The sequence below is a fragment of the Ruegeria sp. BC5 genome (genome assembly GCF_056539205.1).
Genome location: NZ_JBQFUN010000009.1, coordinates 1 through 25685, shown reverse-complemented (window position 1 = coordinate 25685; position 25685 = coordinate 1). Strand labels below are relative to the sequence as shown.

Below are 25685 nucleotides of genomic sequence, written 5' to 3'. Positions count from 1 at the left end.
AAATCTCGGATACTGAGCTTCTGCCCAGTGGCCGGAGTCAGATATCATCCATCGTTCTCAGTCTTTGCAGCATCGGGCAGTGAACGTTACCGCTATCACAATTGGCCGTAAGCTCACTCAAGGCGTGCTCCAGTTGTCTGAGCTCATCAATCTTGCTTCGAACGCTGGCAATGTGTGCCTCGGCCAATTCTTTCACTGACCGGCAATCTTCAGCACTTCCTTCTGACAGCTCTAAAAGCACCTTTGCGTCAGATAGAGGAAACCCCAGGTCGCGGCACTTCTTCAAAAATCGAAGTCTTCCCACATCGTTTGCTGAATAGAGGCGACGATTGTTCAGAGCTCGTGCGGGTCCTGGTACGATACCTTCGCGTTCGTAGTAGCGGATAGTTTCTATGCCGACCCCGCTTTGCCGGGAAGCCTCACCAATCGCAATCATGTGAAGTGCCTCCACTTGATCCTGTAGTTACTACAGGAGTTATACGCTCTGAATGCCGGTGCCTCAACACAATCAAATAGAGTACCTCGGGAGCAAAAGATGAAGAAATATTTGAGCCTCAGCTACTTGGGATCGGTTTCAGCTCTGGGGGTCGCGACATGCTGTGTTCTTCCAATGGCCATGATGTTGCTCGGCTTGGGTGGCAGTTGGTTGGCGATATTCGGAAAAATAGCGGCAGCAAGCTACTATGTTCTCGCCATCTCAACAGCGCTGGTCGCGGTTTCGTTGTTCGTAGCGCATCGAAACGGGACGTTGGCAAATCTGAAATGGTGGCTTGTCGGAAGCACGGCGACTACCGCGTTGGCATGGGTCATCGTGTTCAATGAGGCTCAAATCAACGATTATCTAATCATGCAGATGTGAGACAATGACAAAACAAACTGTGGTGCTGAATAGCATTTTGACCTGCCCTCGGTGTGGGCACGTTGAAACCGAGAAAATGCCAACTGAATCGTGCCAGTGGTTTTATGAATGCAAGTCATGCAAGGCAGTCTTGAAACCGTTAGAAGGCGATTGCTGTGTTTTTTGTTCCTACGCAACTGTCCCGTGCCCGCCAATTCAGTTAGGTGATTGCTGTTGTGGATGAGCGGGCCGCAACCGCAATATCCGACAAAGATGTTGAGTGTCTTAATTGGCTCGTCCGCCAAAGTTTGCAATGTCTGCTTTCTGCGCTAAGCCGGAATTGCAAAGTCTTGAGTTCAATGTCTGCTTTGGGCTGAGGCTGTGTGAAAACTCCGGCCCACGAGCTCTCTCGTCGCGCTCGTTTTGAGCGCCTGAGCAAAAGCTCTCTCAGAAGTGCGAGAGAATGCACATAGAAGGTGTTTTCGGCGTATTTCGCCAGACTGTCAGAGTTTTCACACAGCCTCGGCTGCGAGCGGTCTATCGCACCATTTCAGAAATCGCCGGCACTGACCCTTTTTAGACCTGCTTTGGGGCGAGTTTGTTCCACTCATCCGCGCTCATGCTTTTTCGCGCTAGCCCATCCTCTGACGCGAACTGAGCTGCTTTGACGAGGAGAAAGGCCACCGTGATGGCGTCTACCTCGCAGCGTTTCTCGAATTCTTCGGTAGTTTCATTGGGCCTTTCTTCTGACATTCCCATTCCCCTCTGTATCTGACGCTTTCGGGTAATTGGCTCACTTTGCATAATACTTCGTCGCCCTAAGAAAGCCAGTTCTCGGGCGTGCGAGCGCTTCTTCAGGAGAGGCTCTAATTCTGCAAACAACCTCGTCCTCCAGCGCAAGTGATTTGCAACGGTGTTGAAGGGCGGGAGATCGGCTCTGATACTCCTCATTGTTCGTTTTGATGGGCGTCATCTGGCGACACATCCCGCTCATTTTCAGACGTTGCCATTCTCCCGAACAGCCAACTCGGCGATTTTTCGAACCAGATACCAAACGCTGCTGCGGCGCGCGTGACCCTTGATCCAGCCGGTGACATTCTTGACCAGGATATCGAGATGCGGGGCTTCGTCTTCGAATACTCTGACTTTGTAGTCGGAGATATCCGCAAGCCCGGACATGTTTCCTGCACGGGCTTCCGCGATTGGGGTACGATTTACGTAAACAACAACTCTTAGCATTTTCGCCTTTCCTATTTTGTGGTGTCTGCATGCTTGGGTCCTCGTGGATCCGTCCTAGTTCCACGAGTGGGTTTTGGTCTTTTGATGCAGAAGGCCGCGCACCAGCCGTCTCAAAACCCGCACTGATCGGTGCCGTCCATAGGTACTCACCAAAGCTTCAACATCGCCGAGATCCAGCCGAAAGAACTCAGGCCTCAACCCAAACTCAGCAGCGAATTCGCTCACCAGGCTTTGAATGATCGCAGGCAGTTGTTCTTGGGTCGGGGGCGGGATTTCATAGATTGTGCAACGGCTGAGAAGAGGGGCGGGTACGCCACTCAAGTGATTTGCGGTCAAAATCCAGCTCACATGTGAGGCATCCACGTCAACCGCCAGATATTTCTCTCGATATCTCCTGGCCTCAGAGGGCTCGAGCAACGCAAGAAGTTCGCCGGTGATATCTCCGTTGCGGCTCGCGTGCGTCTTGTCGATTTCGTCGAGGATGATCATTGGGTTAAGGAGGCGTGCCGTTGCCACGGCCTCCGTCACGATCCCTGCATGCGCGCTACTCCAACCTACCGAAAGACCAAACAAATGGTTCTCCGATTTGCCGCCGACGTTTGCGCTTTGCACATAAAGGCCGAGAGCTTTACAGGCTGTCTTTGCAAAAGCTGTTTTGCCGACGCCGGGCTCGCCAACCAGTAGGGTGGGTTGGATATGAAGGATGTCAGATCCGATGCTCCATCGACACTCGATATCGTGGACCATCCCCTCGATGACGAAGTTGCAATGAGGGAACCTTTGGGAAACTGCACGAAGCTCGTTCAACTCATCAAGTGAGGCCAGTCGGGCGAACTGATTGCTCCAGGTTGTGAGTTGCTTGATATGTTCCGGCATCTCGTTTCGGAGGGTGCGCGGCAGTTACTCAAAGTCCACTTTGTCCAGAAGATATCGGGCAGCAGTGGTCTTCTCACCCTCTGCACGAGAAGCTTCCATGCTCATATCGGCAGTGTGACGTTCCGAAATGAGGCCCATGACCTCTTTCCAGCGCTTCAGGCTCGGCATCTGTTCCACCGTGTCTTGGGCGAAGACTGCCAGAGCAGGATCGATTTCCCTCAAACGGTTAATTTCCGTCTGCCGCCAGTTGTCAGGATCATCGCTAAATCTTGCGGTTTCTTCTGATCGTTGTTTGATCACCTTGAGGAGGTCTTCAGAACTGGCTCTTTCCAAAATCATTTGCTTCACGATTTCCCAGGATGCACGGGAGTTGAGAGCGCTTAAAACAAGGCGGAGGATGTCTGCCTCGTCATGGCAGAAGCCAGCCAGCGCAAAGATTTCATCTTCTTCCCAGGTTGTTTCACTCATCGGGCTACCAACCTTTCGCGACACAGGAAGGGCAGCGGTGACCCGATGCGCCCCAGGCAATTTGGCCGATATAGCCGCAGCTTCGGCATTGAAGCACATCTCGCTTGGCACGCGTATTCAAACGCACTGTGGGAAAGGTCTCCATCCGTTCACTGGCCGCCTCGTGCGCGTGCCAGCAGCACAGGTTGACATGCCAGGCAGCAATGACTTGAGTTGTGGAGGCGTTGCCGCACCGCTCGCAAGACATCTCTGCTTCCTGCACGGCTTGCTGCAACCGCAGTTGAATGAATGTGTCTTCCTGCACGCCGTCTAGGTAGATCCGAAGCGAGCCGAATTTTTGCTTGATCTGTCCGACCGTGAGATAGCTTTCCTCTCGCTGATCGCAGTGCTTCTTGATCGCTTCAAAACACTCAGTGACAATCCGAACCCAGCCCAGATTGTCTTTTCCCAGATGCTTCTCAACGGAGCCGCGGATGTCATCGTAGTCGAAGGTGTCAGTCATCCGTCAGATCCCCGGTTCCAGGGGGCTCGGACTCTTGCGCTGAAGCGATTTCCTCCAGCGCAGCAATGAGACGATGCAGGCCTTTTTCTGTCTCTGCCGCCACCGTCGATTTGAGAGCGGAGAAGTGTTCGTCCGGTAAGTCGAACAGGCATTCAGCGACGTTTTGATGCCTGATACTGTCTGGGTCGAATTCGTGAAAAGGGAATACCAACCGCAGAATGGCATCTGGAGGAAGAAGGCGCTTATCTTCCTTCCCATCGTCTGAGTACATGCGACCTGTATCGCCATGGAACAGAAGCGTTTCTTTCAGCTCACCAGTCTCGATGCGCGTTTTGACTTCAGATAGAAGCTCGTCGTTGGCGTAGAGCTTCAGGCGTCTTCTCAGATCTTCATTTGTTTTGGGGTCTTGTGACATGGAATGCCTCCAAAGAATGGTAGGAGGCGTCGGAATCGAACCGACTCGTGCACTCTGATCTGGAGCTATCACAGGGGTATAAGCCCCGCCCGCATACCAATGCTGCCTCCCGCGTGTTTCGCGTGGGCTATCGACCTCAGGTCGATATTCGCTGGCAGTGGATGCGTGTGTTGGTCATGCGGTGAAGCTGAACCAGCGCGGGCCGTCGTGTCAAGATGAAGTGAGCAATACATCGTGGTTTACCGCGTAGTTCCGGGAACTTTCTATCATGGGTTGTGTGAATTGCTGCCTCCCGACCGTATCAGGCACGTATATTTCGCCACTCAAGGTGAGAATCGGTCGGTGATTCTGATCTAATGAAGAGCGCCCGAACGTTCTGTTTCTCGGTCGGCGCAACCGGGGTTTATGTATTCGCGTCTTCACTGACACCGCTGGAGAGTGGTTCTTGTTTTATCGAACGTAGTGCGACGGGTTTCATGATCGGCGTGGAACCCGCCCAGATCTCACCAGTCTTTTTTCACGCAGCAGGGGCACCTCCGCCTGTCATCGGAACGGTCAATATGTCCAACATAACCGCAAACAGCACAGGTAAGGTGCTCGGCTGCGTCCGTTCGGCGGAAATAGCGGCGTTTGTGCTCGTTGAACCGTCTGGCAGCTTCTTCATGTGCACACCAACAGCATAACGTCATGATCCAGCTCTCTAAAATCTGTGGGAGTGCCGCGTTCCCGCATCGCTCGCAGCTCTGGTTTGCCCTATTGATAGTAGCTGCGACCCAGCTGCGGATGCGTTCATCCTCAGATGCCTTGCTGAAGTAGATCCGGAGCTCGCCGAATTTTTCTTTGATCTGGAGAATCTTTGGATAGTCGATCCCAATCTCGTCACTGCGTGCTTTGATCTGCTCAAAAAGCTCGGTCACGATCCCTGACCAACCCAGTGGGGTCTCACCCAATTCGTGTTCAACGCTTGTTTTAATATCGTCGTAGTCGACCACATTGATGGTGGCTTCGGTTTCGGACATGCCGCGTCCTCCTGGAATTCCGCCGGTAGGGGGTCAGCTCCGATTGGGTTCCGGCAGCACTTCGCTGGACAAAATGGTCTTTGCTTGGAGTGTCAACTGCAAGTTGTAGTATCTATTACTACAGGAAAGTCGCGTTTCTTTGTGCCGGATTTGCAACTGCTTCTCGTCGCGCATGACCTCAGGGAATTTTGGCTCGGTCGTGGGGTTTTCTCCTAGAGCGCATGCTTCCCATGCTTGCCTTGTTCCAACCGTGCGATCTCGGCTTTCAACAGCGCGATCCTCTGCGACGTCTGATGTTCCGCAATCAGATCGAGAAACATCTTAGTCTTGCCGCCGTGCTTCATGCCATAGCGCTCGTAGACCATCGCATTAAACACATCCAGCTTCGCCTTCGGAATCCGGAACTGGATGTGTTCATATTGTTCAATCGCTGTTTTTGTCATCGAATCCACCTTTATTGTCTGGTCGGTCATTTCAAACCTTTGTATTTTTTAGAGAGTTCAGAAAGGGTCAGTTTCAGGGATAAGCCAAGTTCCCGCTGCAACAGTCTTTGCTGGAAAAATGGCTTGATGAGATTGCTTTTCCTTGCAATTGCCAAGCAGTATCAAGGCATTGCTAACAACGAATACTTGATCGAACGGAAGCTACAACTTGACTACACCAAATGAACTTGGTCCCCACAACGCAATTTGGCTCGGCGACGGTGAGTGGATTAGCTGGGATGAGATCAACTGGCAGATTCAGTGCAAGGAATGGCGAGCAAGGTATCCGAACGCCCGGCTCTCACTCGTGCCTATTTTCGAGCAACTATTGGATGCTGCTGCCGCGTATTATGATGCCACCGGCAGCCATCTTCAGGTCTACGGTGACATCGGTGAGCTTTATGGCGCCATTACCTACGGCCTTGAACTTCATAGGAACTACGCACAGGGGTCAGACGGCCGCATGGGCAATGATTTCGTTGAGGTAAAGACGATTACACCATTCAAGAATAGAGACGAGGTCGTCGTCAACATGGATGGGAACTTCAGCAAACTGCTGGTGGTTCGTATTAACGAAGACTTTGACCTGTCTCACAAACTTGTCGACCGCAAGGACATACCCAAGCGAAAGGGGAAAGTCATAGTTAAATGGGCTGACATGTAATCAGGTATGCAAGGAGTCACTATCCTTTCCTTGTGGTAAGTGACAACACAGAGTTAGCCAATGAACGCGGATTCTAGGGGGTGCAGATCATCTGATTTACTACCTTTGACCAGTCTGCGAGTTCCTCCAAGATCCGGTTCGAAGTTTGTTCGTTTGGGGGCACCACAAATCATTTAAAAACAATGGCTTACGAGATGCCAATGTACGTAAGATGACGTATGGCTCGAAGCCGTATCTCGGATTCGAGCCGGTGTTCCATCGACTTTGACTTCCGGCTCAAACTAGTGATCAAGCCCGGTAAGGAATGTGCGATCTGTTTTTCGAGACGATAGGCAGTGTCGATTCTACGGGTGTTGCGCTATCACCAGTAGCAACGGCCACGAAGCCGCCATTCGCTGATGCCGCATCGTCATACGTCCACAATGGCAGCAATGCGCAGGAAGCGGACTTTGCAAAGTTGAGTGGTCCACTCTCAACCGAACTATCAGACCCGTCGGCTGCGAGCTCGTTGTCATCTAAAACCGGTGAATTTTGGGCGGCGGTAGCTTTCGAGACCAACGACGGGGTAAATGCTCCAATAGCTCAAATGAACCGATCAGAATGAAATCGGATTTGCAAACGAGGTGGCTATTGGAACCTGCTTAGAAGACTACGCTACCAAAACGCGCCAGTGTCGGTCGAGAATACCTTCCCAACCGTCAGAGTTCTTTAACCCGTTGGTTGTTTCACCCATCAGCGTCATTACCATCATACGACCGCGAATTTCAGCGTCTTGAGGCCCGAAACCGGCCTGTTCGAACAACCAGGCTGAAAACTCAAACCGCCGGTCCATAGCACGCTTATAGCTCAATGCAGCGTCCGCATCAGACTTCGCCCAGACCGCAATGGCCCCGTCTGGTCTGGAAGCGTCTTCGCGAATGACCTGTTGCATCAAGAGCCTGATCCGCTCTTTCGCGGGACCTTCAAACTTTATTGCATCCTCAATGATGTGCCCGGTCAAAGCTTCTTCCCAATAGGTTAAAACGGCGTCGAGTAAATCTTTTAAATTCTTGAAGTGCCAGTAGAAACTTCCGCTCGTCAACCCCAACCTACGCGCAATAGCGACGACCTTTACGCCTTCTATTCCGCGCTCTCTCAAAACGTCCAGCGTCGCAAGCAACCAATCCTCGCGCGACGCTTTTTCCTTTTTTTCGATTACTGCCATTCCGCTTTCCATAGAGGCCTCTATTGACATAGAGAAGTCTATGGTACTACCGTAGAGATGTCTATGGTTGACTTGGGAATCACGCTTTTGTGACATGCTTAGCCACGTCTAAAGGGAGGGGGAACTATGAATAGATTACTCATTTCCACGACAAGTGCAGTTTTGGCGCTTGGGCTTGCGGTCAGTGGATCCGCGTTGGCGCAGAATATGCTTCCAAAAGGTCGAACGGCTGCAGCAATCGAAGACGGAACCTATCCGGCGTCCTATTTCCCAAACACTGAAATTCTCGGTGAAAGCGAGATGCGGATCACCGCATTGGGCACGGGGATGCCAAACCAAACAAAAGCGGCCGTGTCCATTTCGTTCCTAGTCGAGTTGGGCAACGGGGATACCTTTCTTTTCGACGTTGGCACCGGATCTACTGGCAACCTTTTTTCATTGCGACCAGATTTCTCAAAGATCGATAAAGTCTTTTTCAGCCATCTGCATGTAGACCATGTCGGTGACTTCATGGGTCTTCACGTTGGAGGCTGGCTCTCTGGCCGCTACACCCCGCTTCGTATTTTCGGTCCGTCCGGATCGGAGGAAGAACTGGGCACCAAGGCATATGTAGACGGTATGTCGAAGGCTTATGCTTGGGACCTTGCGACCAGAACCGGTGCTTTGCCGGATGAGGGTGCGAAACTTGATGTCACCGAATTCGATTACATGCAGGAGAACGAGATCGTTTACCAAGAAAACGATGTCATCATTCGTTCCTGGCCGGCGATCCACAGCCTCGATGGCTCGGTCAGTTATTCCCTTGAATGGAACGGGCTAAAGTACGTCTTTGGCGGAGATACCTACCCGAATAAATGGTATGTCGAGTATGCCAAAGACGCAGACTTAGCATCTCACGAAGCGTTTTTGCCGCCAGATGCGTTGGCACCCTACTTTGGCTGGGACATGAAGCAGGCAACTTATGTCGCCACCCGCGTCCACACCGAACCCGCGGCTTTTGGCAAGGTCATGTCAGCGGTCAAGCCTCGCATGGCACTGGGATACCATTCTGTTCTTTCACCAGAAAACTACCAGGCGATTTTGGAAGGCGTTCGTTCGACGTATGACGGGCCGCTGACGCTAGCGCGCGATCTTCAGGTAATCAATGTCACCAAGGATCAGATTGTCGTCCGGGAGGCCAGCGTGGATGACTATGCCCTGCCACCGGCAGTCAGCGACGAATATATCAAGGCGCCTCGCTCGAAGGAAAAAGAGCCATCTGACAAGGTGACTGCTGGCAAGTGGGAAGGATACACCCCGCCGCCGATGCCGGATCAATAACGACATCTTCGCTGCATCCGCGCGGCCAGATCACAGGTCGCGGGGGACAAAACGGCAAATGTCTTCCCATGAGAATGACGGCTGCATCACAGACGCGTGTCGAGAGCTGGGGAACTCATTGCCCAGGCAAGTGATGGAACGAAAGCACTGCCAATGAACTTGTCACGGAACACAGTAAGCAAACCACCGGGCCGTGTCAGATACATGCTGGCACTTGTAACGGCATTGGTTTTGCCGATTGGGGCGCAAGGAGATGTGACGCCCTACAGCGGTGCGGAAGTCGCCGATAACATTGCCGTCTTACGAATTGAAGACGAAGGCATTCACCTGGATCTGGAAATATACCCTCGGGACTTAACGGCCTTCGCTGCGACTCTGTCATCTGGAGAATGGTTGGAACCACAGCCGGAATTGGTCACATATGACGTTGCATCCGACAAAGGCCTTGAAGATTTCTTGATAGTTCGGGGCGACGGAACTCCGTTGCCATTGCAATTCCTGACTGCGGAGCGCCGCAAAAGGATCGACCGCGCATCTCCTCTTGCCGGAATGACCGATCCTATCACCGGCAGCAAAATTCCAGCACCTCCTAATGATCCTGAAGTAATCTACGTTAGAGCATTCTATGACTTTGAGGGCCTGAAACCCGAGAAGTTGATCATCCGCCCTCCGCTGGCCAAAGACGAAAACACTGCGGTATCGATTGGCTTCATGGTCTTTGATCGCGCCGTTCCGGTCACACGGTTCAGTTTTCTCAGCAAAGAATCGCGATTTACGATCAACTGGTCGGACCCCTGGTTTACTGCATTTGCTAACGCAAACCTCAACCGTTCAGCCCAAAGCGGGACGACATCCTATCTGTATGTCGCTCCACGCGAACTCCGCCACGAGGTCCTGATCCGGTCTCGTGATCTTGCGCCCTGGATCGATCAAACCCTGGGTACCGGATCAAATCTGGATCCTGCGTTACAGTTACAGATTCTTGCGGATGCACTGAACGAATTCGCAACCAAGAACCCAGTCGCCATCGAGGGCGAGCAGGTAATGCCTTCGAACGTGCGCGGTTCGTTCCTGACGCTCGGGGAACGCGGGTTTCAGGTTGTTGATGGCCCCTCAACGCTTAATGCTGATACGACGTTCATCGGCGTGATATCGTCTTATCCTATTCCAACTTTGCCAAAGGAGGCGTCTGTCACCTGGGACATGTTCGGCGATACGATCCACGAAGTTCCTGTGACGCTGACGGATGTTGCTGGTCCGTTCCTGGATTGGGCGACGCCTGAGAATGCCAAGATCACGTGGGAAAATCACCTGAAACGATATGCCGAGCCTGAGGTTTCTCGGGTGAAGGCTCAAGGTGTTGTGTTTGTGCCTCTGTGGACACTGTTTACCGTTGGCCTTTCAGCTCTGGTCGGCCTGATCGCCATACTAACTTCCCAGAAGCACCTGCGGATTGGATTATCCGTGCTTACAATCGGCTGTCTTCTTATCGGGTCGGTATTCTGGAATTCACGATCCGTCTCATTGATAAGCCCGACTTCTGATCAAGCCGCAGATCATGTCGCTGCGGATGCTTTTTCCCAGCTCATAGCCAACGTCTATGTTGCAGCCCTCGAAGTGTCGCCAGAAAAACGCAGCGAGGCGCTAGCCCCAATCGTTCTGAATGTTGACCTTGTTGAGGTGTCTGCAGAACTGGAAGCAAGCTTGGGGATCCGGGTACCCGGTGGTGGCCTCGCGCAGATCGCTGAGGTCACGGATGTCGTCATAGTAGACGGTGGATTGAATAGATACGGAGCGTTTGAAGGCGTTGCGCAATGGCGGGTCGACGCGCGCGCGGGCCATTGGGGTCATGATCACCGTCGAAGGGTGGAATACCGCGCAAGGGTCGAGTTCCGACCTGAGCGAGGTAGCTGGAAACTTAGAGCAATCACTGTGTTGGAGGCGCGTGCACCGGATGTCTAAGCGGATAAGCAGAGCTTTGTTGGTTTTTGTCACGACCTGCCTGATAGTGTTCGCGGTTACGAGCCACGCGCATTTTCTACTGAACCTGAACGTTCGGGTATTCCACGTTGAACACACCAGCGACGGGTTGCGTATCCATCTTCGACTGCCCATGCCTTACCTTGTCGCGGACAAAACGGGAGCAATTGGGGCAGATGGCCTTCCGTTAGCTGCTCCGTTTACGACAAATGCCCTTGAGGACGGCAATGTCGTGCATTTTGCCGACACCGCTCAACTGGATGCTGACCCGCTCGGGCTCGGTCGAATCGCTGAGGCCGGAACAATTGTCGAAGTGCAAGGTCAGCGCGTAGCAGGAAACGTGGAATCTGTGGCAATCCATCGGGTGGGCGAAGAACCGGGATTTGCTACTCTGAACGAGGCCCAAAATGCGGTGTTTGAGGGATCAACTCTGTCGCTCGATCTGCCTGTATATGTTGGCGATGTCATCGTCGATGTCACCGTACGGTATGACCAGAAAACCACCCCGTCTACCTATGCGCTGTCAAACGCTCTGAACCCCGGATTGCCAGACCAGGAAATGACCGCGAACCTCATCCTAGACTACGGCTCCAGCGACCCACTTGTCTTTCGAACGCGGGGTCTGATGGAAGATCCGGTTGAGATTTCAAGGTCGAGTTTCGCAGGAATCGTGACTTTCATTTGGGAGGGTGTGCGCCACATTCTCGAAGGCATCGATCATGTATTGTTTGTTGTTTGCCTTGTCATCGGCGCGCCTGAATTGCGGGCGCTACTCTGGCGTGTCACCGGGTTTACAGTTGGCCACAGCGTAACACTTTCGCTTGGCTTCTTTGGCTATGTTCCATCCGGTGCATGGTTTGTCCCTTTGGTAGAAACAGGGATTGCGCTCTCAATCATCTACGCAGCTGTTCTGGCCATAAAGCGAGAAGGTTCGGGGCCAAACGCCAACAGAAAGGTTTTCGTAGTGACCGTCCTGATGGGATTGCTTCACGGCCTGGGCTTTAGTTTCGTGCTGCATGAAATCCTGCAAGTGACTTCGCCCAATATTTGGCAGAGCCTATTGGCATTCAACATCGGCGTGGAAGTTGGTCAAGTCGCAATCGTTCTGGTGACGTGGCCGCTCCTAAATTCGATTTCAAAATTTGGCCCAACTCCTGAGTTTACGCTCAGAGTTTCGATAGCTATCGGCTGCGGAGCTATCGCGAGTTGGTGGACATTCGAGCGTGGGAAAAACTTTCTGGACTTACTTTCAATTTAGCCGGTTACGAACGACAGCTTTGGGCTGCGACCTGCCGACTGCGACTGCAGGAGACAGATAGCCTCGGGATGGCCGGTTTGGGCTCAATTTGATACTTCGCCTTTGCTTTACTTGTGTGCTGGGTGATTGGTCAGCGTATTCGAGTATTGAAAGGTGTCTTTCGTCGTGAAGTGTTCTCCAAATGAGCGTGACATGCACCAGATATAGGCTTGCGGAAAGACCAGTGTTTCTGCTGAAGTCCGGACTAGATGTGATGTATTGAAAGGAGAGTGTTTTCTAAAATTGCTTGATGCTTTTTTGGGGAAATAGAGCGTTACGTCAACTAATAGGGAGACCATCACCTTTCAGGTGAAAAGACGTAAGATGTACGTAACGCGCATAAAATTTTCCTGTAAGTTGTTGATTTTATTGGCGTCAGAATCCGTGTGGGGGGCACCACGAAACTCATGAAAGTACTTAAATATCAGAGCGTTAAAGCGCAGTCGCTAGATTCGAAGGTGACACAAGAGGTGACGTTATGCCTCTAGTCATCGCTGAACTTGGAGCGATCATGATCTTAGCAAAGCACGTAACGCAGAAGAAAGAGGGTGGTGTTAACCAAGTCCTAAGCGGTCACGGTCGTGAGAACGAGGTGAACCTCTTTTTGGATGTCTGCGTGCAACAGCTGCCATCGACATATTTAATCCGAAATGATCGACCATCGTCGTCCAAGCCAATTTCCAGCAGCTTCTGGCACGGGCCGCCAAGATATTCAGAATAGTTTCTTTTTTGTTGCATCCAGTGACGTTTCGATAGGGGCAGGCGCTATGGGCTGTTCAGCTCAACTCGATGGTATTGCCGAAAAAATAAATGCTGGAAGGTTTCGTTATACTTTGTATGAACTCCACCCATTCTTCTCCGTAAACCTGCTCGAAAGATTCCGGGTAGGCCCAGACTGCATTGTGGTAGGTAAATGTGGTCAGCAAAACACCTAGCGTGCAGGCGCTGGCAAATTCCTTTTGCTTACCTTTGAAAAGCATCGAAACAAACAGACCAGCCATGCTTGCAAGACCAATTCCGACAATGTCTTGCGCGCCGGGTTGCCCACTTCCGGGCACGTTAACCAGCTGAGACTGAAAATAGCGTGTCAGAAAAACTGCAATGGCACCTAGGAAAAAGGCTCCGATGAAAGAACCGGGGTATGCCAATCGTACCCAGATGCTGTCTGTTCTGCCAGGAGTGGCTTTGCTGGCGGCCACTTCGGCGCGATGATTGATGCTTGTGACGCGGTCCTGAAAGGACTTTTGTTCTTTCTGCATAATAATACTCAGGGACCTTGATGAATCATCTCAATCAAACACCCCTCGGAGTAGCGAAGCCGTAATGAGCGTGCAACCCTGGCGCGTGTGATCCTGTTCTGAGTAGAGCTTGCGCATCATTTTGGGAAATCACATGAGGTTGCGCAGCAAGTTTGTGGGTCGGCAACAAGCTGCGTGCTTCTTGGCCCACGCAAGCATTTGCAGCCGGGATGTTTGCCGGTTCTCTTGGCGGCAAGCAACTTGCGGCTTTTCAATCACTTTGGTTGGCAGTATGAGTTTCGGAAGTCACCCGCTTTACAGCTTTGGTGGCGCGCGGATGTGGCGAAACTGGTAAACGCAAGGGACTTAAAATCCCTCGCCCTAGGGCTTGCGGGTTCGATCCCCGCCATCCGCACCAATTTTTACTGAAATGAGATGGTGCCAGATTGCCTTTGCCCGAGATTACAGCCGACTTGGCAGGCAATGCGGCGACTGTTCAGTAAGATGGATGGCAGCTGAAGAGGGCTTTTAAGTACGGTTCTAATGATGTGTGATCAGACCGGGAAACCAAGTTGGTTGATCAGGCGCCAGATATCACGGTTTGCCGTCGACAATTGCGCTACGATGCTTTCGATTTCCTGAATGGCCTTTTCATCAACCGTGTCTTCACGCCCCAGCTTAATATCGGTCTTTCGGTCCGCAATGCGCATCAGGATGGTCTTGGGGTTCCCGCTGTCGGCATCAAAGGAATAGATGCAATGGTTATACCTGTTCCGAATGGACGACAGTTTGGCCAGCCGTTGCGTGTGGGCCAGGATCGGATCGCGAATTTCGGCAGGGCGGCCTTCCATCTTGGCAAGACGTTCAACCAGATCGATCCGGGCGCGCGTCGTGTTGAGCGTCAAGAAGATGATAACGGCGACGTCCTTGTTGGTGCCCGTCAGCCCGGCAATCAGGTGGATCAACAGGCTTTCTGTGTTGGTCCACATGTAGTTCAGTTTGCCGACCAGCAAGATTAAGCGGTCAAAGCGGGTTTCCAGCGTCTCAGTCAATGGTTTGTCCGTGCGCTTCATCGGACGCCACTTCGAAATAGAACTGTGCTGCCGCGGTCCGGTTGCTTACACCGATCTTACCGGCAACATTGTGCATGTGCAGCTTTACCGTGTGCTCAGTGATGCCGAGGTTCGACGCGATGATCTTGTTGCTTTGCCCTTTCGAGACAAGGTGCAGAACCTGTTTTTCCCGCCGCGTCAGCCGGGAATAGATCGGATTAGGTTTCTTTGGATTTTGCTCTGGCTTTGCGGGTGTTTCACGCAGCAAGCGGGGTTTGTTCTGATTTTGCAGATTTGACACGCAATCAGCCATAAAGCACGGCAGATACAATTCCTCATGCATCAGCAGGCGCAGAATGGACCGCCACACATCCGGTGCAACATTCATGGGAAGATAGCCGACATCCCCGAACTGCCCCCGATCCCAGTTTTCGAACAGAAAACGGGCCGAGTCCTCTTTGCGGTACGCAAAGGCCAAACAACCTGATCCGGTTGCTTCGGTATAGACCTGCGGGCGGGCCAGCAAATCGTCTAACATAATCTGATCGACAACAACCACCTTGCCAGCCGCGGCAACCGGGGCGCCGGAAGTTTTCAAGTCGGCGATGTCGTCATACCGATGAGCGGCCACACCGAATTCGGATTGAACGCTTCGCAGTGTCTGGTTGGAAAAGAAGAGTTCCTTGCCGATGAAATTGATCGAGAAATCTTCGGTACTAACATCAAGTTGGGCAATATTATCCTGTAACGGATTGCTCATTATTTCCCCCTATAAACCCACGCCACAAAATCGGTGACGAAATCGTAAACAACAATCGGAACACAAATTAACGGCAAATTAGCCGACAGTCCTGACCGACTATACCTGAAAGTCTAATTTTCTTCAATAATTCGTATCGCCCTGCCAATTGGGACTAGAACTATTGATTAGGTTCGCCATGGCCGTTCTCGTAAAAGTAGAGAAAAATTATGGATTTAACCGAGTGGTCGAATTTCCGCCGCATTTTCGTGTATTTGAGCGTTAATTTTGGGTTAATTTTTAAAATTTTAAATTAAATCAGCATCTTACCATATCTAATGCTTTAGGGCAGCTATTCAGACAGCCTTCACGCTGCAACCATGTCCCTGCTTCAATTTGAGAAGCTTGGTTCCTGACGTGTCCGCGATTCGTGAATTTGCACGAATCCTGATTATCGCGGACAGCGCATCGGCTTAGCCGGGAAAGGAAGGTGGTGAACGAATCAACCAAATGAAACCGCTTCATGCGCGTATTGCGCCTGAATGCTTAAAAATTGTTTCAACTGCGCCAGTAGCCGTTTTGTAGATGAATGACGGTCGGGCGCTTAAAAAGTGGAATTTTGAAATGAAAAAGCGCAACCATGAACAACCTGTCAATGATGTTACTGCCATCGGCGAAGTGAACGTCGATGATGCATATGTTTATGTCGATGCAGACGTGGACGTTGAAGAAGCAGAAATTGACGCGAACCATAATGAGCAAGGTCAGGAACAGGGTCAGGAACAGACTGCTGAAGCAGACCAGGAACAGGGTCAAGACCAAGGTCAGGAACAGGGTCAGGAACAGTCTGCAGACGCGGACGCGGATCAGGATCAGAAACAGAAGCAAGATCAGGATCAGGACCAGCATCAGTACAATGGTGACAACACCAACGACAACTCCAACTCTGTAAGCATCGACTTTGGTGAGGAAGGTCTCCGCCCCAATGACGATGATCTGGTTGATGTCGATGTGTATGAAGGTGGCTCGGTCGAGGACATCATCACGGTCGGAAACGACTTTAACTATGATCCGGGCGACGACATGAACCTGGATATCTCGTTGGACGGTCAAGGCAACGACATGCTGGCCATCAACAACCAGGTGGCCCACCTGAATGACGATGACCATCTGGGCGCGGCACGTGTGTCGAACGACGGTGGTACCTTCGAACAGCACGGTGATGCCCATGGTGGCGAAGCCAACGCTGCTGAAGGTATTGCATCGCACGCAGACGGCGGTGACTCCGGTGACGGTGGATCAACCGACGGCGGCAACGCAATGTCATACACCAAGGGCGCATCTGCCTATGCCGGTGGTGGCGAAGCAGGTGATGCTGACGCCGACGCAGATGCCGGAAACGGTGGCGACTCGGGTGATGCAACGACCTTGGGTCTGAACGTTGGTAAAGGCTACGCAAGCTCTGACGGCTCCGGAGACGGTGGCGATAGCGGCAATGCGAATGCCGATTCGAAGGCTGACAATGACGGTGACTCGGACGCGTCGGATGCTGACAGTGACGGTGGTGACGGCGGAAATGCCGGATCAATCGGTCTGGGTCTGGGTGTTGGTCTTTCAGGCGCTGGCAATGACGGCGACTCGACTGGCGGCAACAACGACAGCGACGCCCACGCGCTGGGTGCTGGTCTTGGTGCTAACGACTCGTCGGCGAACGGTTCAGACGGTGGCAACAGTGGCGCCGGCAACTTGGGCCTGGGCCTTGCAGGCAGCCTTGCTGGCAGCGTGGCTGGTAACGACGCAAGCGGCGACGGCGGCAAAGGCGACGGTGGCAATGCCAACGGCGGCGACGGTAGCAACAACGACGCAACTGGCGGTGCGGGCACCGGTGGTGCCGGTGGTGCTGGCAGCCCTGCTGACTTTGAAGAAGCAGCAGGCGGCGGCGGTGCCGGCGGTGCTGGAACCGGCGGCAACGGAAGCAATGAGAACATCACCGGTGGCGGAACTGGCGGTACGGGTACCGGCGGTTCGGGTGACGGTGGTGACCCGGATGCTGACGCTGATGCGACATCGGATGCTCAAGGCGTCGGTAACCAGAATGCGGACTCTGCTGGTGGAGCTGGCGGAACCAACACCTCCGACGGCAGTGCTGACGGTACCGGAACCGGTACTGCGACAGCGGACGGCGTCGGTGGCGGCGGCGGCGCAATCGATCTGGATGCGACCTCTGATGGTAGCGGCACCGGATCGGTAGACGCCGACAATGACGCCGGTAATGGCGCAGCTTCCAGCCTTTGGGCGGTTGCGGACACTGACGGATCCGCTGACGCGATGGCTGACGCAATCTCTGGCTATGGCGGCGCAGGCAGCTCCGACAACGATGCAACGGCTACCGGATACGGTACATCGGACGGTACGTCCACGTCGGGCATCGGTGGCGGCGGCGGTGCTGCACAAGCCATGGGTGGCCAAGGCGGTAATTCGCACGGCTTCGTCGATATTGGTGACACCAAAGGTGGCATGCAGCAAGGCGGCGACGCATCGGGTGCGAACTCGGGCGCAGGTGGTGCCGGTGGCAACGCTGGTGACTGGGGTTCGGGCAACGGTGGCGATGGCATCGTCAACGGTGAGTCGCACGCATCGGCCGCAGCGGTCGTCGATACTTCGGCGTTCAACCAGTCGATCGTCATGGGTGCCAACGTTCTTGGTAACTCGGTCGATACGACCATGGTTGGCGGCAACATGTCGTCCAGCTACTCCAGCGACGACACCGACGTTTAATCGGAAGCAGAGCTCGCTTTGGCGGGCTCTGACCTCTTAAAAACTGCCGGGGGCGCATTATGCGGCCTCGGCCCAACTTAACCTAAACCGGAAATTTCAGGCCGGGGCAGGGAAAGGAAACTAAAATGGCACTCGACAGTATTACGGAACAAATTGCACATTTTGTTGGCACTTTTGAACTTACGACCGAACAGGCCCGTTGGCGTGATTTTTATGAAGAATTTACTGCTCTGCGTAAGAAAGCAGAACTTGAGGGTCTCGAAGATCCGGCCCGCATCAATGTCAAAGCCAATCTGAAAATGGATCCGGGCGATTACGGTCCGGTGCCTTACAAGTTTGGACCCGCACAAGATGATGTCCCCCCACCAACGGAAAATTCTGGTCTGATTGATGGTGCTGATGGGTCACCCGGCCCTGCGGTCGGCCCGGATGCGATCTTGCCCGAAGATGCGCCGGGATTCAGCTCGTTTGTGCAGATGAACATCATTCTGGAGCCCGAATACATCACCGAGCTGATTGGATCAGCGGTCACCTACACGGTGCAGAAAATCCATCTGATCGACAACGATGTCGTGGGCGAAGGTGACTTCCGCGATGTCGAGGCCCTGATGGCGCAAGCCGACGCGCTGCAAAGCGCGGCACTGTCCTTGCATGCCATATCGACCCCATCGATCCACATCCAGGACTATCAGTCCGGTGAGGCTGTCGAACAACTTATCGAACAAATGCAATCGCCCATTAATCTTGAGATTGAAGGCGTAACGGTACATCAGTTTCACGGCGAGGATGCCTCGGGCATTATCGTGAATGGCGAGTATGTCGATGAAATTCCGGACTTTTTGGAGCTGCTGCCGGAACATCACAAGGATGATTTGGAGGACGAAGATGCCGAGGACGAGTTGGCCGAGGCATTGCCTGCCGAATGGGATCAATCCGAAGACCCCGAATTTGAAGACGGTCATTCGGTGGTCGCGGGTGGCAACTATGCCGTCAACGAAGTCGCGGTATCGGTTGGCTGGGTCGATGCGCCCAACATCGTGGTCGGTGGGCAGGCGATCAACCTGACCGCTGTCAGCCAGGTCGCCGTCGTCTCTGATGTCGACCAAGGTGCGCCGGGTGCGCAAAGCGACACGCATGTTGTCCAGTCTTCAAACATCGCGACCGAAGCCAACGAGGCATCATGGGTGGAACACAATGTCTCGGATAATCCCGATCAGGACCCGATTGTCATGATCGACTGGATTTCCGGTGATCTGCTGGTGACCAATTTCATTGAGCAGCTTATCGACGCCACGGATATTGACCACATCAATACGGAAATCTCAGCTTCGTCCACAGCCTATACGCTGGGCGATAATGATATGGCCAATGTGACCAACATCATTCAGCTGGGCAGCTATTATGATGTGATCATTATTGGCGGCGATATGGTCTCGATCGACGTTGTGAACCAGACCATCGTTTTGTTGGACAATGATGTGATTCACGGCGCAAGCCCGACGGATGCCGAAGACAATCTTGTAATGAACCAGGTATCGTTGACGACCGAAGGGGAAGACACCCACGAAGAGTTAAGCGACAATCTGGCCAGCACGGTATCTTTGCAAGAGGTGGATACCGATGCACTGGAAGACGCGTTGTTGAACGATCCGATGTTTGCCGGAACAGAAGTGGTGCGGGTTCTCAAGATCGAAGGTGACCTGCTGCAGATCAACGTCATTGACCAGGTAACCATGTTGCAGGATGACGACGATGTTTACGTCGAAAACTCAAGCGGAGAAGGGGTTTCCGCGCTAGGTGCGGGCAACGCGTTATTGAATTCGGCCAACGTGACCAAAATGGGAATCGACTCTGTCGTGATGGCGCAAGAGGGCGAATACTCGGATGTGATGTTGCATCAGGCCAGCCTTATCGACAGCCCAGAAGAGGAAAATGCCGAGCTTGTCAACGAAGCGATCGCGATGTTGTTGGAGGATGTAGATGGGCCGGGCAATTCGGAAAACGCCCCAGGCCAGAGCAATCTGACGTCCTCAGAAGCGGCTGCCATCGACGACGGCCTGCAATCTATGCTAGCGTAGTAACCCTGTTTGTTACGAGTGTTTTGAAAGTTTTAACATGTCGATTGTTTTTCCGTCGCGCCCGAGACGATACGCCAGTCCGTTGGATCGTAACGCTGGTGCCGTTTCCAAGCCGCCAAGTGCGAGCAAATCAGATTTGAAACGGAAAAAAGTTCTCGGATTGCGCTTGAGCGAAGATTTACGCGTTAGTAATCCGCCAGACGGTGAACGGGAGGCAGTCGCCAAAAGCGATGCGAGCGCCGGCAAAACCGTGAAAGCTGATCCTGAACATCACGAAGTGAAAGAGGAACCGCACCTGCGCGCCGGACCTTCCTCCCGGCGCAAGCAGCCGCAGCCTGCCGAAGACAATGACCAACAGGGCAGCGGTGATGGGGTGGCCGATGTCGAGGGCCCCGATCCTGAACCCGTCAATAAAACGAGCGACCGTACACCCCCCGCGTCGCGCTCGAGTGGCGGTGATCGCATGGGCACCACTATCGAGGCCAAAGCGAACGAGCCAATGCTGCGCAGTAATTCTGGCGGCGGCGATGGCAAGGGGCCACCCCAAACATTTCACAAGCGAACGCCGCCTGAAGATTTTCAGGCGACGTTGCGCACTTCGTTACGCGCGATCTATCGCAATCTGGCTTTTGTGCTGGTTCTGACCTGTGCAACGAATGTTCTGATATTGGCGATCCCGATCTATCTGTTCCAGATCAGTGACCGCGTCCTGACTAGCCGGTCGTTGGACACGCTGATCATGTTGACCGCCATTGTCGCCGGGGCAGTGATTTTCCAATCCGCCTTCGACGCGGTGCGGCGGTTCATGCTGATGCGCACCGCGGTTGAGGTGGCAGCCCGTCTGGGTGCCCCGGTTCTCAGCGCTGCGGCGCATGCGTCGCTGCATGGCTCTGGGCGGGAATACCAAACACTCGGTGATTTGCAGCAAGTGCGCAGCTTTTTGGTCTCGGGGACACTGATTTCCTTCCTGGACGTGCCCTTCGCACCATTGTTCATCCTGATGATCTTTTTGGTTCACCCGCAGCTTGGGATGATCGTTATCGTTACGGCGGTTTTGCTGATGACAATTGCATTCATCAACCAGCGTATGACGGCCAAACCCTTTGCCGAAGCCAACAAGGCGCAGTCCATGGCTAACATGCATCTGGATTCGATGTCGCGAAATAGTCAGATCATCAACGCTCTGGCAATGATCCCCGAGGCCGTGCGCATCTGGGGACGCGACACCGCACAATCCCTGACATGGCAGGTCCGCGCGCAGGACCGGAATGTGATTTTCGCGGCTATTTCGCGGGCGGTGCGTTTGCTGACGCAGATCGGCATTCTGGGTTGGGGCGCGTTTCTGGCTTTGCAGGGTGAGATCACCGGCGGCATGGTCATTGCGGCCTCAATTATCGCGGGCCGCGCTTTCGCGCCGATCGAGGGTTCGATCGAAGGCTGGAACGGCTTCCTTCTGACACGCGGAGCCTATGGCCGGATCAATCAATTGCTATCCAACTCGGCCCTGCAATTCGAAAAGCTGCGCTTGCCGCGCCCCGAGGGTCGGCTGGACGTGGAACGCCTTCTCTATGTGCCTGGCGGCACCAAGCGTGTTGTGCTGAACGGGATCAGTTTCTCGCTGAACCCGGGTGAAACTCTGGCCATCATCGGCAACTCGGGTGCGGGCAAGACCACGCTGGGCAAAACGCTGGTTGGGTCAATCCTGCCCACATCCGGCAGCGTCCGGCTGGACCTGATGGATATCCGCAACTGGGATCCGCGTCAGTTTGGCGAAAGCATCGGCTATCTTCCGCAGGACGTGCAATTGTTCCCCGGTACGATCAAAGACAATATCGGCCGGATGCGGGACGATGCGACCGACGAACAAATCCACGACGCCGCCGTTCTCGCCGATGTACACAACATGATCGCCACGTTGCCGCAAGGCTATGAAACCGTGGTGGCTGCGGATGGGTCACCCTTGTCAGGTGGTCAGAAACAGCGCATCGCACTGGCGCGGGCCTTCTTTGGCAATCCGCGCATGGTGGTTCTGGACGAACCGAACTCGAACCTGGACGTTGCTGGTGACAGGGCCCTTGCCCGGGCCATCGAACAGGCACGGGAAAGCAAGATTACCGTCGTGGTGATCACGCAGAAACCAACGCTGCTGAACGTGGTCGACAAGATCATGCTGCTGACGGATGGCCGTGTGGCGCTGTTTGGTCATCGCGAACAGGTTCTGCAACAACTGAATGGGCCGCGTAATAATCAGCCCGGCATTCAAAACAAATAAGGGGGGTGCGACATGAATGAACTGGTACCCGTGAACAACGATCCCAATGATCCGACCGTCTGGTATGCCGAAGTTCCACGCTCGATCAATCGTCTGGTTGTAATTGGGCTTACCATGCTTGTCGTTTGCTTTGGTGGTTTTGGCGTCTGGTCGTTCAGTGCACCGCTGGCCGCTGCTGTGATTGCACAAGGTAGTTTTGTCGCGACAGGTCGCAACAAGATCGTGCAGCACCTTGAAGGCGGTATCATCGAGGAAATCCAGGTTGTTGAAGGTCAGGCCATCAAAGCCGGGCAAGTGATGATGACGCTGGATCAGACCTCGGCCGAAGCCAATGAGCGTGAATTGTTCATCCGTAAAATCCGCCTGCAGGCCATGTCAGATCGTCTGAATGCCGAGTACAATGAACTGCAGCGGCTGGAGTTCTCGCCTGACCTTATTGCCAATTCAGAAGATACAGAAGTTCTGTCCATTCTCGATGGGCAAAAGATCACTTTTGATCTGTCCCGCAAGACGCTGTTGAACGACATCGCTCTGCTCGAACGCAACATGGAAGCTCTGAGAATTCGCTCCAGCGGGTTCAATGCACAGTTGGACAGCATGGTGCGGCGCTCAGAAATCCTGCAGGAAGAACTCGAAACCAAGCAGGCGCTGTTCGAAAAAGGCCTGGTGCGCAAAGGTGAGCTGAACACGATCCGTCGGGTTCAGGCCGAAGCGGAAGGGCAACAAGCACGGCTGCAGGCCGAAGCGGCTGAGATCAGCCAGATGCTGTTGAAATACGAAGAGCAGATTACCCGCACCCGTGCTGCCTATCGTGAGGCCGCGCTGGATGAGTTGGGCGTGATCGAAGCCGATCTGGAAAGTGTCCGTGAAAAAGCTCGCCAGGCCCGCAGCGTTCTGGACCGCGCCGTTGTGCGGGCTCCGGTATCCGGCACAGTGGTGCGACTGCACTATCATACGCCGGGTGGTGTGATCGAAACCGGTGAACCCATTGCCGAGATTCTACCCGCAGACGCTCCGCTGATCATCGAAGCACAGATTCCGCGCACCGAGATCGACAGTGTCGTGACAGGGCAGGACGCCACCGTGCGTCTGGTCGCCCTGAATCAGAGGACAACACCGGTGCTGCAAGGGCAGGTGTTCTATCTGTCTGCGGACTCGGTGATCGAGGATTCAACCGGAGCCCCGCAAGAGGTCTATCTGGCCCGCATTTCACTGGAACCAGAAGAGATTGAACGCGTGCGCGGCTTTATCCCAACACCGGGTATGCCCGCCGAGATCATGATCCAGACCGAAGAGCGGACCTTTGCGGCCTATATCGCGAAACCTGTGACGGACAGCATGTCGCGCGCATTCCGCGAACAATAACAGGGGCGGTCTACACCTTCCATTTTTCGCATGTTAGCCTTCGGTGATATTCACCGGAGGATTACTGATGCCATTGACAGTAAAAGCCATGATGGAGGCCGCAAATGCGGTCGTCGAACGTGTAGACACCGATTTTGCCCAACAGGTCATGGAACAGGGCGGGTTGCTTCTGGATGTGCGCGATGCCGTCGAATTGCAGCAGACGGGCCGGGCCAATGGCGCTCATCACATTCCGCGCAGCATGTTGGAATTTCGCGCCGATGAAAGCTTGCAATTTCACGACCCCGAGCTTCGGAAAGACCGCCCCATCGTTCTTTATTGCGCCGCTGGTGGCCGCGCTGCTTTGGCCGGTAAGCTGCTGAAAGACATGGGATATGAGCAGGTCTACAATCTTGGCGGATTGCCCGATTGGATTAATGGTGGGGGTGAGGTGTCGTCCTAAAGGATCAGGCGTTCAGAAACGCCCTTACGGCGGCTTCGAATTCGCGCGGTTTTTCGGCGTGCAGCCAGTGGCCTGCACCGGGGATTTTGGCAAACCTGGCGGCCGGGAATAGCGTGCGGATCAGGCCACGGTGTTCAGGCAGGACATAGTCAGAATCGCCGCCCGAAAGAAACAGGGTCGGACCATCCCAGGTTGCGTCCAGCTGCGGAAAACCCATGATTTTGGGCATCTCGGCGGCCAGAACATCCAGGTTCAGTAGCCAGCGTTGCCCCTGAACATCCAGCGACTGCGTGAAAAAGCTTTGAAGCGCTTTTTCTACACCCAGTTCGGCCAATTGCTGTGACGCATCCGAACGTCGCTCGACTTTTGACAGGTCAACGGCGCGCATCGCCTCGATGAACTGGATCTGGCTATGAGAATAGGTGACTGGCGCGATGTCGGCGACCACCAGTTTGCGCAGCAGTTCGCCGTGTTGCAGCGCCAGCGTCATCGCTGCCTTGCCGCCCATCGAATGGCCCACCACGTCGGCTTTGCCGCCAAAATGCGCGATCACTTCGGCCAGATCATTGGCAAGGTCGCCATAGCTGTGCTGCTCGGTCCACATGCTGTACGCGTGGTTGCGCATATCAACGGCCACGACCTGCCGCTCATCGGCCAGCCGTCTGGCAATTACGCCCCAGTTCCGGGCCGAGCCGTACAGCCCATGCGCAATCAGCAAAGGGGGGGTCGCGGTCGGTTCACCATGTATGATCGTGTTCAGCATGAAGTCGTGATACCCGCCGTCAACAGAAACGACCAGCCCCATTGTCGCCTTCGCAAGAGGCGGCTAGATTGGCGGGCTTGGAGGCTTCGTCATGTCGGAAAAAACAGATATCCAAACCCAGATCGCGCAGACGGTTCAGTTGCTGCGCAAAAAGTTGGGGGTGCGGGACAAGACGCTGACGGCTTCGATCCGCAAGGCCAAGCGACAACTGCCCCGGCGGATTTACAAACAGGCCTTGCTGTTGGCCAGTGCCGAGCCGATGGCGGCACATCCAAAGCTGCGGCTGGTTCTGGATACCCCGAAACTTGCTCGTGCGTCAGAAGAGGTTCAGGCGCATCTCAGCGGTATCAATCGCGCCGACCGACGGCTGGGTTGGTTTCTGGGGATGCTGGGGGGGCTGGCGTTCAACCTGATTGCTCTAACGGTTCTATTGCTTATCTTCTTGTGGTGGCAGGGTTTTATCTGACCCGTATAAAAAACGGCGCCTCAAAGGCGCCGTTCAAGTCTTTGATTTTCGACCTGATTACAGGTTCGGATAGAGAGGGAAGCGCGCGCAGAGGTCCGCGACCTCGGCTTTGACCTTGGCTTCGACGGCGCTGTTGCCGTCTTCGCCATTGGCGGCCAGCCCGTCGACCACTTCGATGATCCAGTCGG

At 53.9% G+C, this 25685-nt stretch carries 26 protein-coding genes and 2 tRNA genes; 13 read left to right on the top strand and 15 right to left on the bottom strand.

Annotated elements, in window-relative coordinates; translation table 11 throughout:
• Positions 1 to 37: 37 nt before the first annotated feature.
• Positions 38 to 436, bottom strand: a complete 399-nt coding sequence (locus ACR0LY_RS17270) for a MerR family transcriptional regulator (protein WP_170351305.1) — start codon at positions 434 to 436, stop codon at positions 38 to 40.
• A 99-nt stretch (positions 437 to 535) separates the two neighbouring features.
• On the opposite strand from ACR0LY_RS17270, the gene ACR0LY_RS17265 reads away from it, so the two are divergent.
• Both ACR0LY_RS17265 and ACR0LY_RS17260 read left to right on the top strand, forming a co-directional pair.
• Positions 536 to 859 (top strand): hypothetical protein, encoded by a 324-nt coding sequence (locus tag ACR0LY_RS17265; protein ID WP_170351304.1) that lies wholly within the window; start codon positions 536 to 538, stop codon positions 857 to 859.
• A gap of 4 nt (positions 860 to 863) precedes the next feature.
• Positions 864 to 1082, top strand: a complete 219-nt coding sequence (locus tag ACR0LY_RS17260; RefSeq protein WP_226689765.1) for a GDCCVxC domain-containing (seleno)protein — start codon at positions 864 to 866, stop codon at positions 1080 to 1082.
• A 332-nt stretch (positions 1083 to 1414) separates the two neighbouring features.
• Here the strand turns inward: ACR0LY_RS17260 and ACR0LY_RS17255 are convergent, their stop codons facing one another.
• The 9 genes from ACR0LY_RS17255 to ACR0LY_RS17215 all read right to left on the bottom strand — a co-directional run bounded on the left by ACR0LY_RS17255 (position 1415) and on the right by ACR0LY_RS17215 (position 5830).
• Positions 1415 to 1591 (bottom strand): hypothetical protein, encoded by a 177-nt coding sequence (locus ACR0LY_RS17255; RefSeq protein WP_170351303.1) that lies wholly within the window; start codon positions 1589 to 1591, stop codon positions 1415 to 1417.
• A 243-nt stretch (positions 1592 to 1834) separates the two neighbouring features.
• On the bottom strand, positions 1835 to 2077 hold the full coding sequence (locus ACR0LY_RS17250) for a hypothetical protein (RefSeq protein ID WP_170351302.1): 243 nt from the start codon (positions 2075 to 2077) through the stop codon (positions 1835 to 1837).
• A gap of 54 nt (positions 2078 to 2131) precedes the next feature.
• Positions 2132 to 2953, bottom strand: coding sequence for an AAA family ATPase (locus tag ACR0LY_RS17245; protein ID WP_170351301.1), 822 nt, complete (start codon positions 2951 to 2953; stop codon positions 2132 to 2134).
• Between the two features lie 24 nt (positions 2954 to 2977).
• Positions 2978 to 3421 (bottom strand): hypothetical protein, encoded by a 444-nt coding sequence (locus tag ACR0LY_RS17240; RefSeq protein WP_170351300.1) that lies wholly within the window; start codon positions 3419 to 3421, stop codon positions 2978 to 2980.
• Between the two features lie 4 nt (positions 3422 to 3425).
• Positions 3426 to 3923 (bottom strand): hypothetical protein, encoded by a 498-nt coding sequence (locus tag ACR0LY_RS17235; protein WP_170351299.1) that lies wholly within the window; start codon positions 3921 to 3923, stop codon positions 3426 to 3428.
• A complete protein-coding gene (locus ACR0LY_RS17230) occupies positions 3916 to 4338 on the bottom strand; it encodes a hypothetical protein (RefSeq protein ID WP_170351298.1) in 423 nt (140 codons plus the stop codon). The genes ACR0LY_RS17235 and ACR0LY_RS17230 overlap by 8 nt, the downstream gene beginning before the upstream one ends.
• A 17-nt stretch (positions 4339 to 4355) precedes the next feature.
• A tRNA-Ile gene (locus tag ACR0LY_RS17225) sits at positions 4356 to 4449 on the bottom strand.
• A gap of 392 nt (positions 4450 to 4841) precedes the next feature.
• Positions 4842 to 5357 carry a hypothetical protein gene (locus tag ACR0LY_RS17220; protein WP_170351297.1) on the bottom strand — a complete coding sequence of 172 codons (516 nt, stop codon included), beginning with the start codon at positions 5355 to 5357 and terminating at the stop codon, positions 4842 to 4844.
• 212 nt (positions 5358 to 5569) lie between these two features.
• Entirely contained in the window at positions 5570 to 5830 is a 261-nt protein-coding gene (locus ACR0LY_RS17215; RefSeq protein WP_480641185.1) for a hypothetical protein, read from the bottom strand.
• 178 nt (positions 5831 to 6008) lie between these two features.
• On the opposite strand from ACR0LY_RS17215, the gene ACR0LY_RS17210 reads away from it, so the two are divergent.
• Positions 6009 to 6503: a hypothetical protein gene (locus tag ACR0LY_RS17210; RefSeq protein WP_170351295.1), complete on the top strand. Its 495-nt coding sequence runs from the start codon at positions 6009 to 6011 to the stop codon at positions 6501 to 6503.
• Between the two features lie 649 nt (positions 6504 to 7152).
• On the opposite strand, the gene ACR0LY_RS17205 is transcribed toward ACR0LY_RS17210, so the two are convergent.
• On the bottom strand, positions 7153 to 7707 hold the full coding sequence (locus ACR0LY_RS17205) for a TetR/AcrR family transcriptional regulator (protein WP_170351294.1): 555 nt from the start codon (positions 7705 to 7707) through the stop codon (positions 7153 to 7155).
• 126 nt (positions 7708 to 7833) lie between these two features.
• On the opposite strand from ACR0LY_RS17205, the gene gntH reads away from it, so the two are divergent.
• From gntH to ACR0LY_RS17190, 3 genes are all read left to right on the top strand, one after another.
• Complete coding sequence (gntH, locus tag ACR0LY_RS17200; protein WP_170351293.1) at positions 7834 to 9027, top strand: guanitoxin biosynthesis MBL fold metallo-hydrolase GntH; 1194 nt, start codon at positions 7834 to 7836, stop codon at positions 9025 to 9027.
• A 204-nt stretch (positions 9028 to 9231) separates the two neighbouring features.
• Positions 9232 to 10989, top strand: coding sequence for a hypothetical protein (locus ACR0LY_RS17195; RefSeq protein WP_170351292.1), 1758 nt, complete (start codon positions 9232 to 9234; stop codon positions 10987 to 10989).
• Between the two features lie 16 nt (positions 10990 to 11005).
• Positions 11006 to 12265, top strand: coding sequence for a HupE/UreJ family protein (locus tag ACR0LY_RS17190; RefSeq protein ID WP_480641182.1), 1260 nt, complete (start codon positions 11006 to 11008; stop codon positions 12263 to 12265).
• 815 nt (positions 12266 to 13080) lie between these two features.
• Here ACR0LY_RS17190 and ACR0LY_RS17185 read toward each other — a convergent pair.
• Positions 13081 to 13563 (bottom strand): hypothetical protein, encoded by a 483-nt coding sequence (locus ACR0LY_RS17185; protein ID WP_170351290.1) that lies wholly within the window; start codon positions 13561 to 13563, stop codon positions 13081 to 13083.
• A gap of 312 nt (positions 13564 to 13875) precedes the next feature.
• Here ACR0LY_RS17185 and ACR0LY_RS17180 point away from each other — a divergent pair.
• A tRNA-Leu gene (locus tag ACR0LY_RS17180) sits at positions 13876 to 13960 on the top strand.
• A 136-nt stretch (positions 13961 to 14096) separates the two neighbouring features.
• Here ACR0LY_RS17180 and ACR0LY_RS17175 read toward each other — a convergent pair.
• Both ACR0LY_RS17175 and ACR0LY_RS17170 read right to left on the bottom strand, forming a co-directional pair.
• On the bottom strand, positions 14097 to 14615 hold the full coding sequence (locus ACR0LY_RS17175) for a hypothetical protein (protein WP_170351289.1): 519 nt from the start codon (positions 14613 to 14615) through the stop codon (positions 14097 to 14099).
• The gene (locus ACR0LY_RS17170; RefSeq protein WP_170351288.1) at positions 14587 to 15354 is read right to left on the bottom strand and encodes a helix-turn-helix domain-containing protein; all 768 of its coding nucleotides are present in this window, start codon (positions 15352 to 15354) and stop codon (positions 14587 to 14589) included. Before ACR0LY_RS17170 ends, ACR0LY_RS17175 begins: the two co-directional genes overlap by 29 nt.
• A gap of 603 nt (positions 15355 to 15957) precedes the next feature.
• On the opposite strand from ACR0LY_RS17170, the gene ACR0LY_RS17165 reads away from it, so the two are divergent.
• The 5 genes from ACR0LY_RS17165 to ACR0LY_RS17145 all read left to right on the top strand — a co-directional run bounded on the left by ACR0LY_RS17165 (position 15958) and on the right by ACR0LY_RS17145 (position 24268).
• A complete protein-coding gene (locus ACR0LY_RS17165; RefSeq protein WP_170351287.1) occupies positions 15958 to 18111 on the top strand; it encodes a hypothetical protein in 2154 nt (717 codons plus the stop codon).
• A gap of 125 nt (positions 18112 to 18236) precedes the next feature.
• The gene (locus ACR0LY_RS17160; protein ID WP_170351286.1) at positions 18237 to 20189 is read left to right on the top strand and encodes a type I secretion protein; all 1953 of its coding nucleotides are present in this window, start codon (positions 18237 to 18239) and stop codon (positions 20187 to 20189) included.
• A gap of 250 nt (positions 20190 to 20439) precedes the next feature.
• Positions 20440 to 22461 carry a type I secretion system permease/ATPase gene (locus ACR0LY_RS17155; protein ID WP_425082154.1) on the top strand — a complete coding sequence of 674 codons (2022 nt, stop codon included), beginning with the start codon at positions 20440 to 20442 and terminating at the stop codon, positions 22459 to 22461.
• A 12-nt stretch (positions 22462 to 22473) separates the two neighbouring features.
• Complete coding sequence (locus ACR0LY_RS17150) at positions 22474 to 23826, top strand: HlyD family type I secretion periplasmic adaptor subunit (protein WP_170351284.1); 1353 nt, start codon at positions 22474 to 22476, stop codon at positions 23824 to 23826.
• A gap of 67 nt (positions 23827 to 23893) precedes the next feature.
• Positions 23894 to 24268: a rhodanese-like domain-containing protein gene (locus ACR0LY_RS17145; RefSeq protein WP_170351283.1), complete on the top strand. Its 375-nt coding sequence runs from the start codon at positions 23894 to 23896 to the stop codon at positions 24266 to 24268.
• Positions 24269 to 24272: 4 nt separating this feature from the next.
• Here ACR0LY_RS17145 and ACR0LY_RS17140 read toward each other — a convergent pair whose 3' ends face one another.
• On the bottom strand, positions 24273 to 25073 hold the full coding sequence (locus tag ACR0LY_RS17140; protein ID WP_438826488.1) for an alpha/beta fold hydrolase: 801 nt from the start codon (positions 25071 to 25073) through the stop codon (positions 24273 to 24275).
• 49 nt (positions 25074 to 25122) lie between these two features.
• Between ACR0LY_RS17140 and ACR0LY_RS17135 the strand changes: the two genes are divergently transcribed.
• Entirely contained in the window at positions 25123 to 25497 is a 375-nt protein-coding gene (locus ACR0LY_RS17135) for a hypothetical protein (protein WP_170351282.1), read from the top strand.
• Positions 25498 to 25685 lie beyond the last annotated feature (188 nt).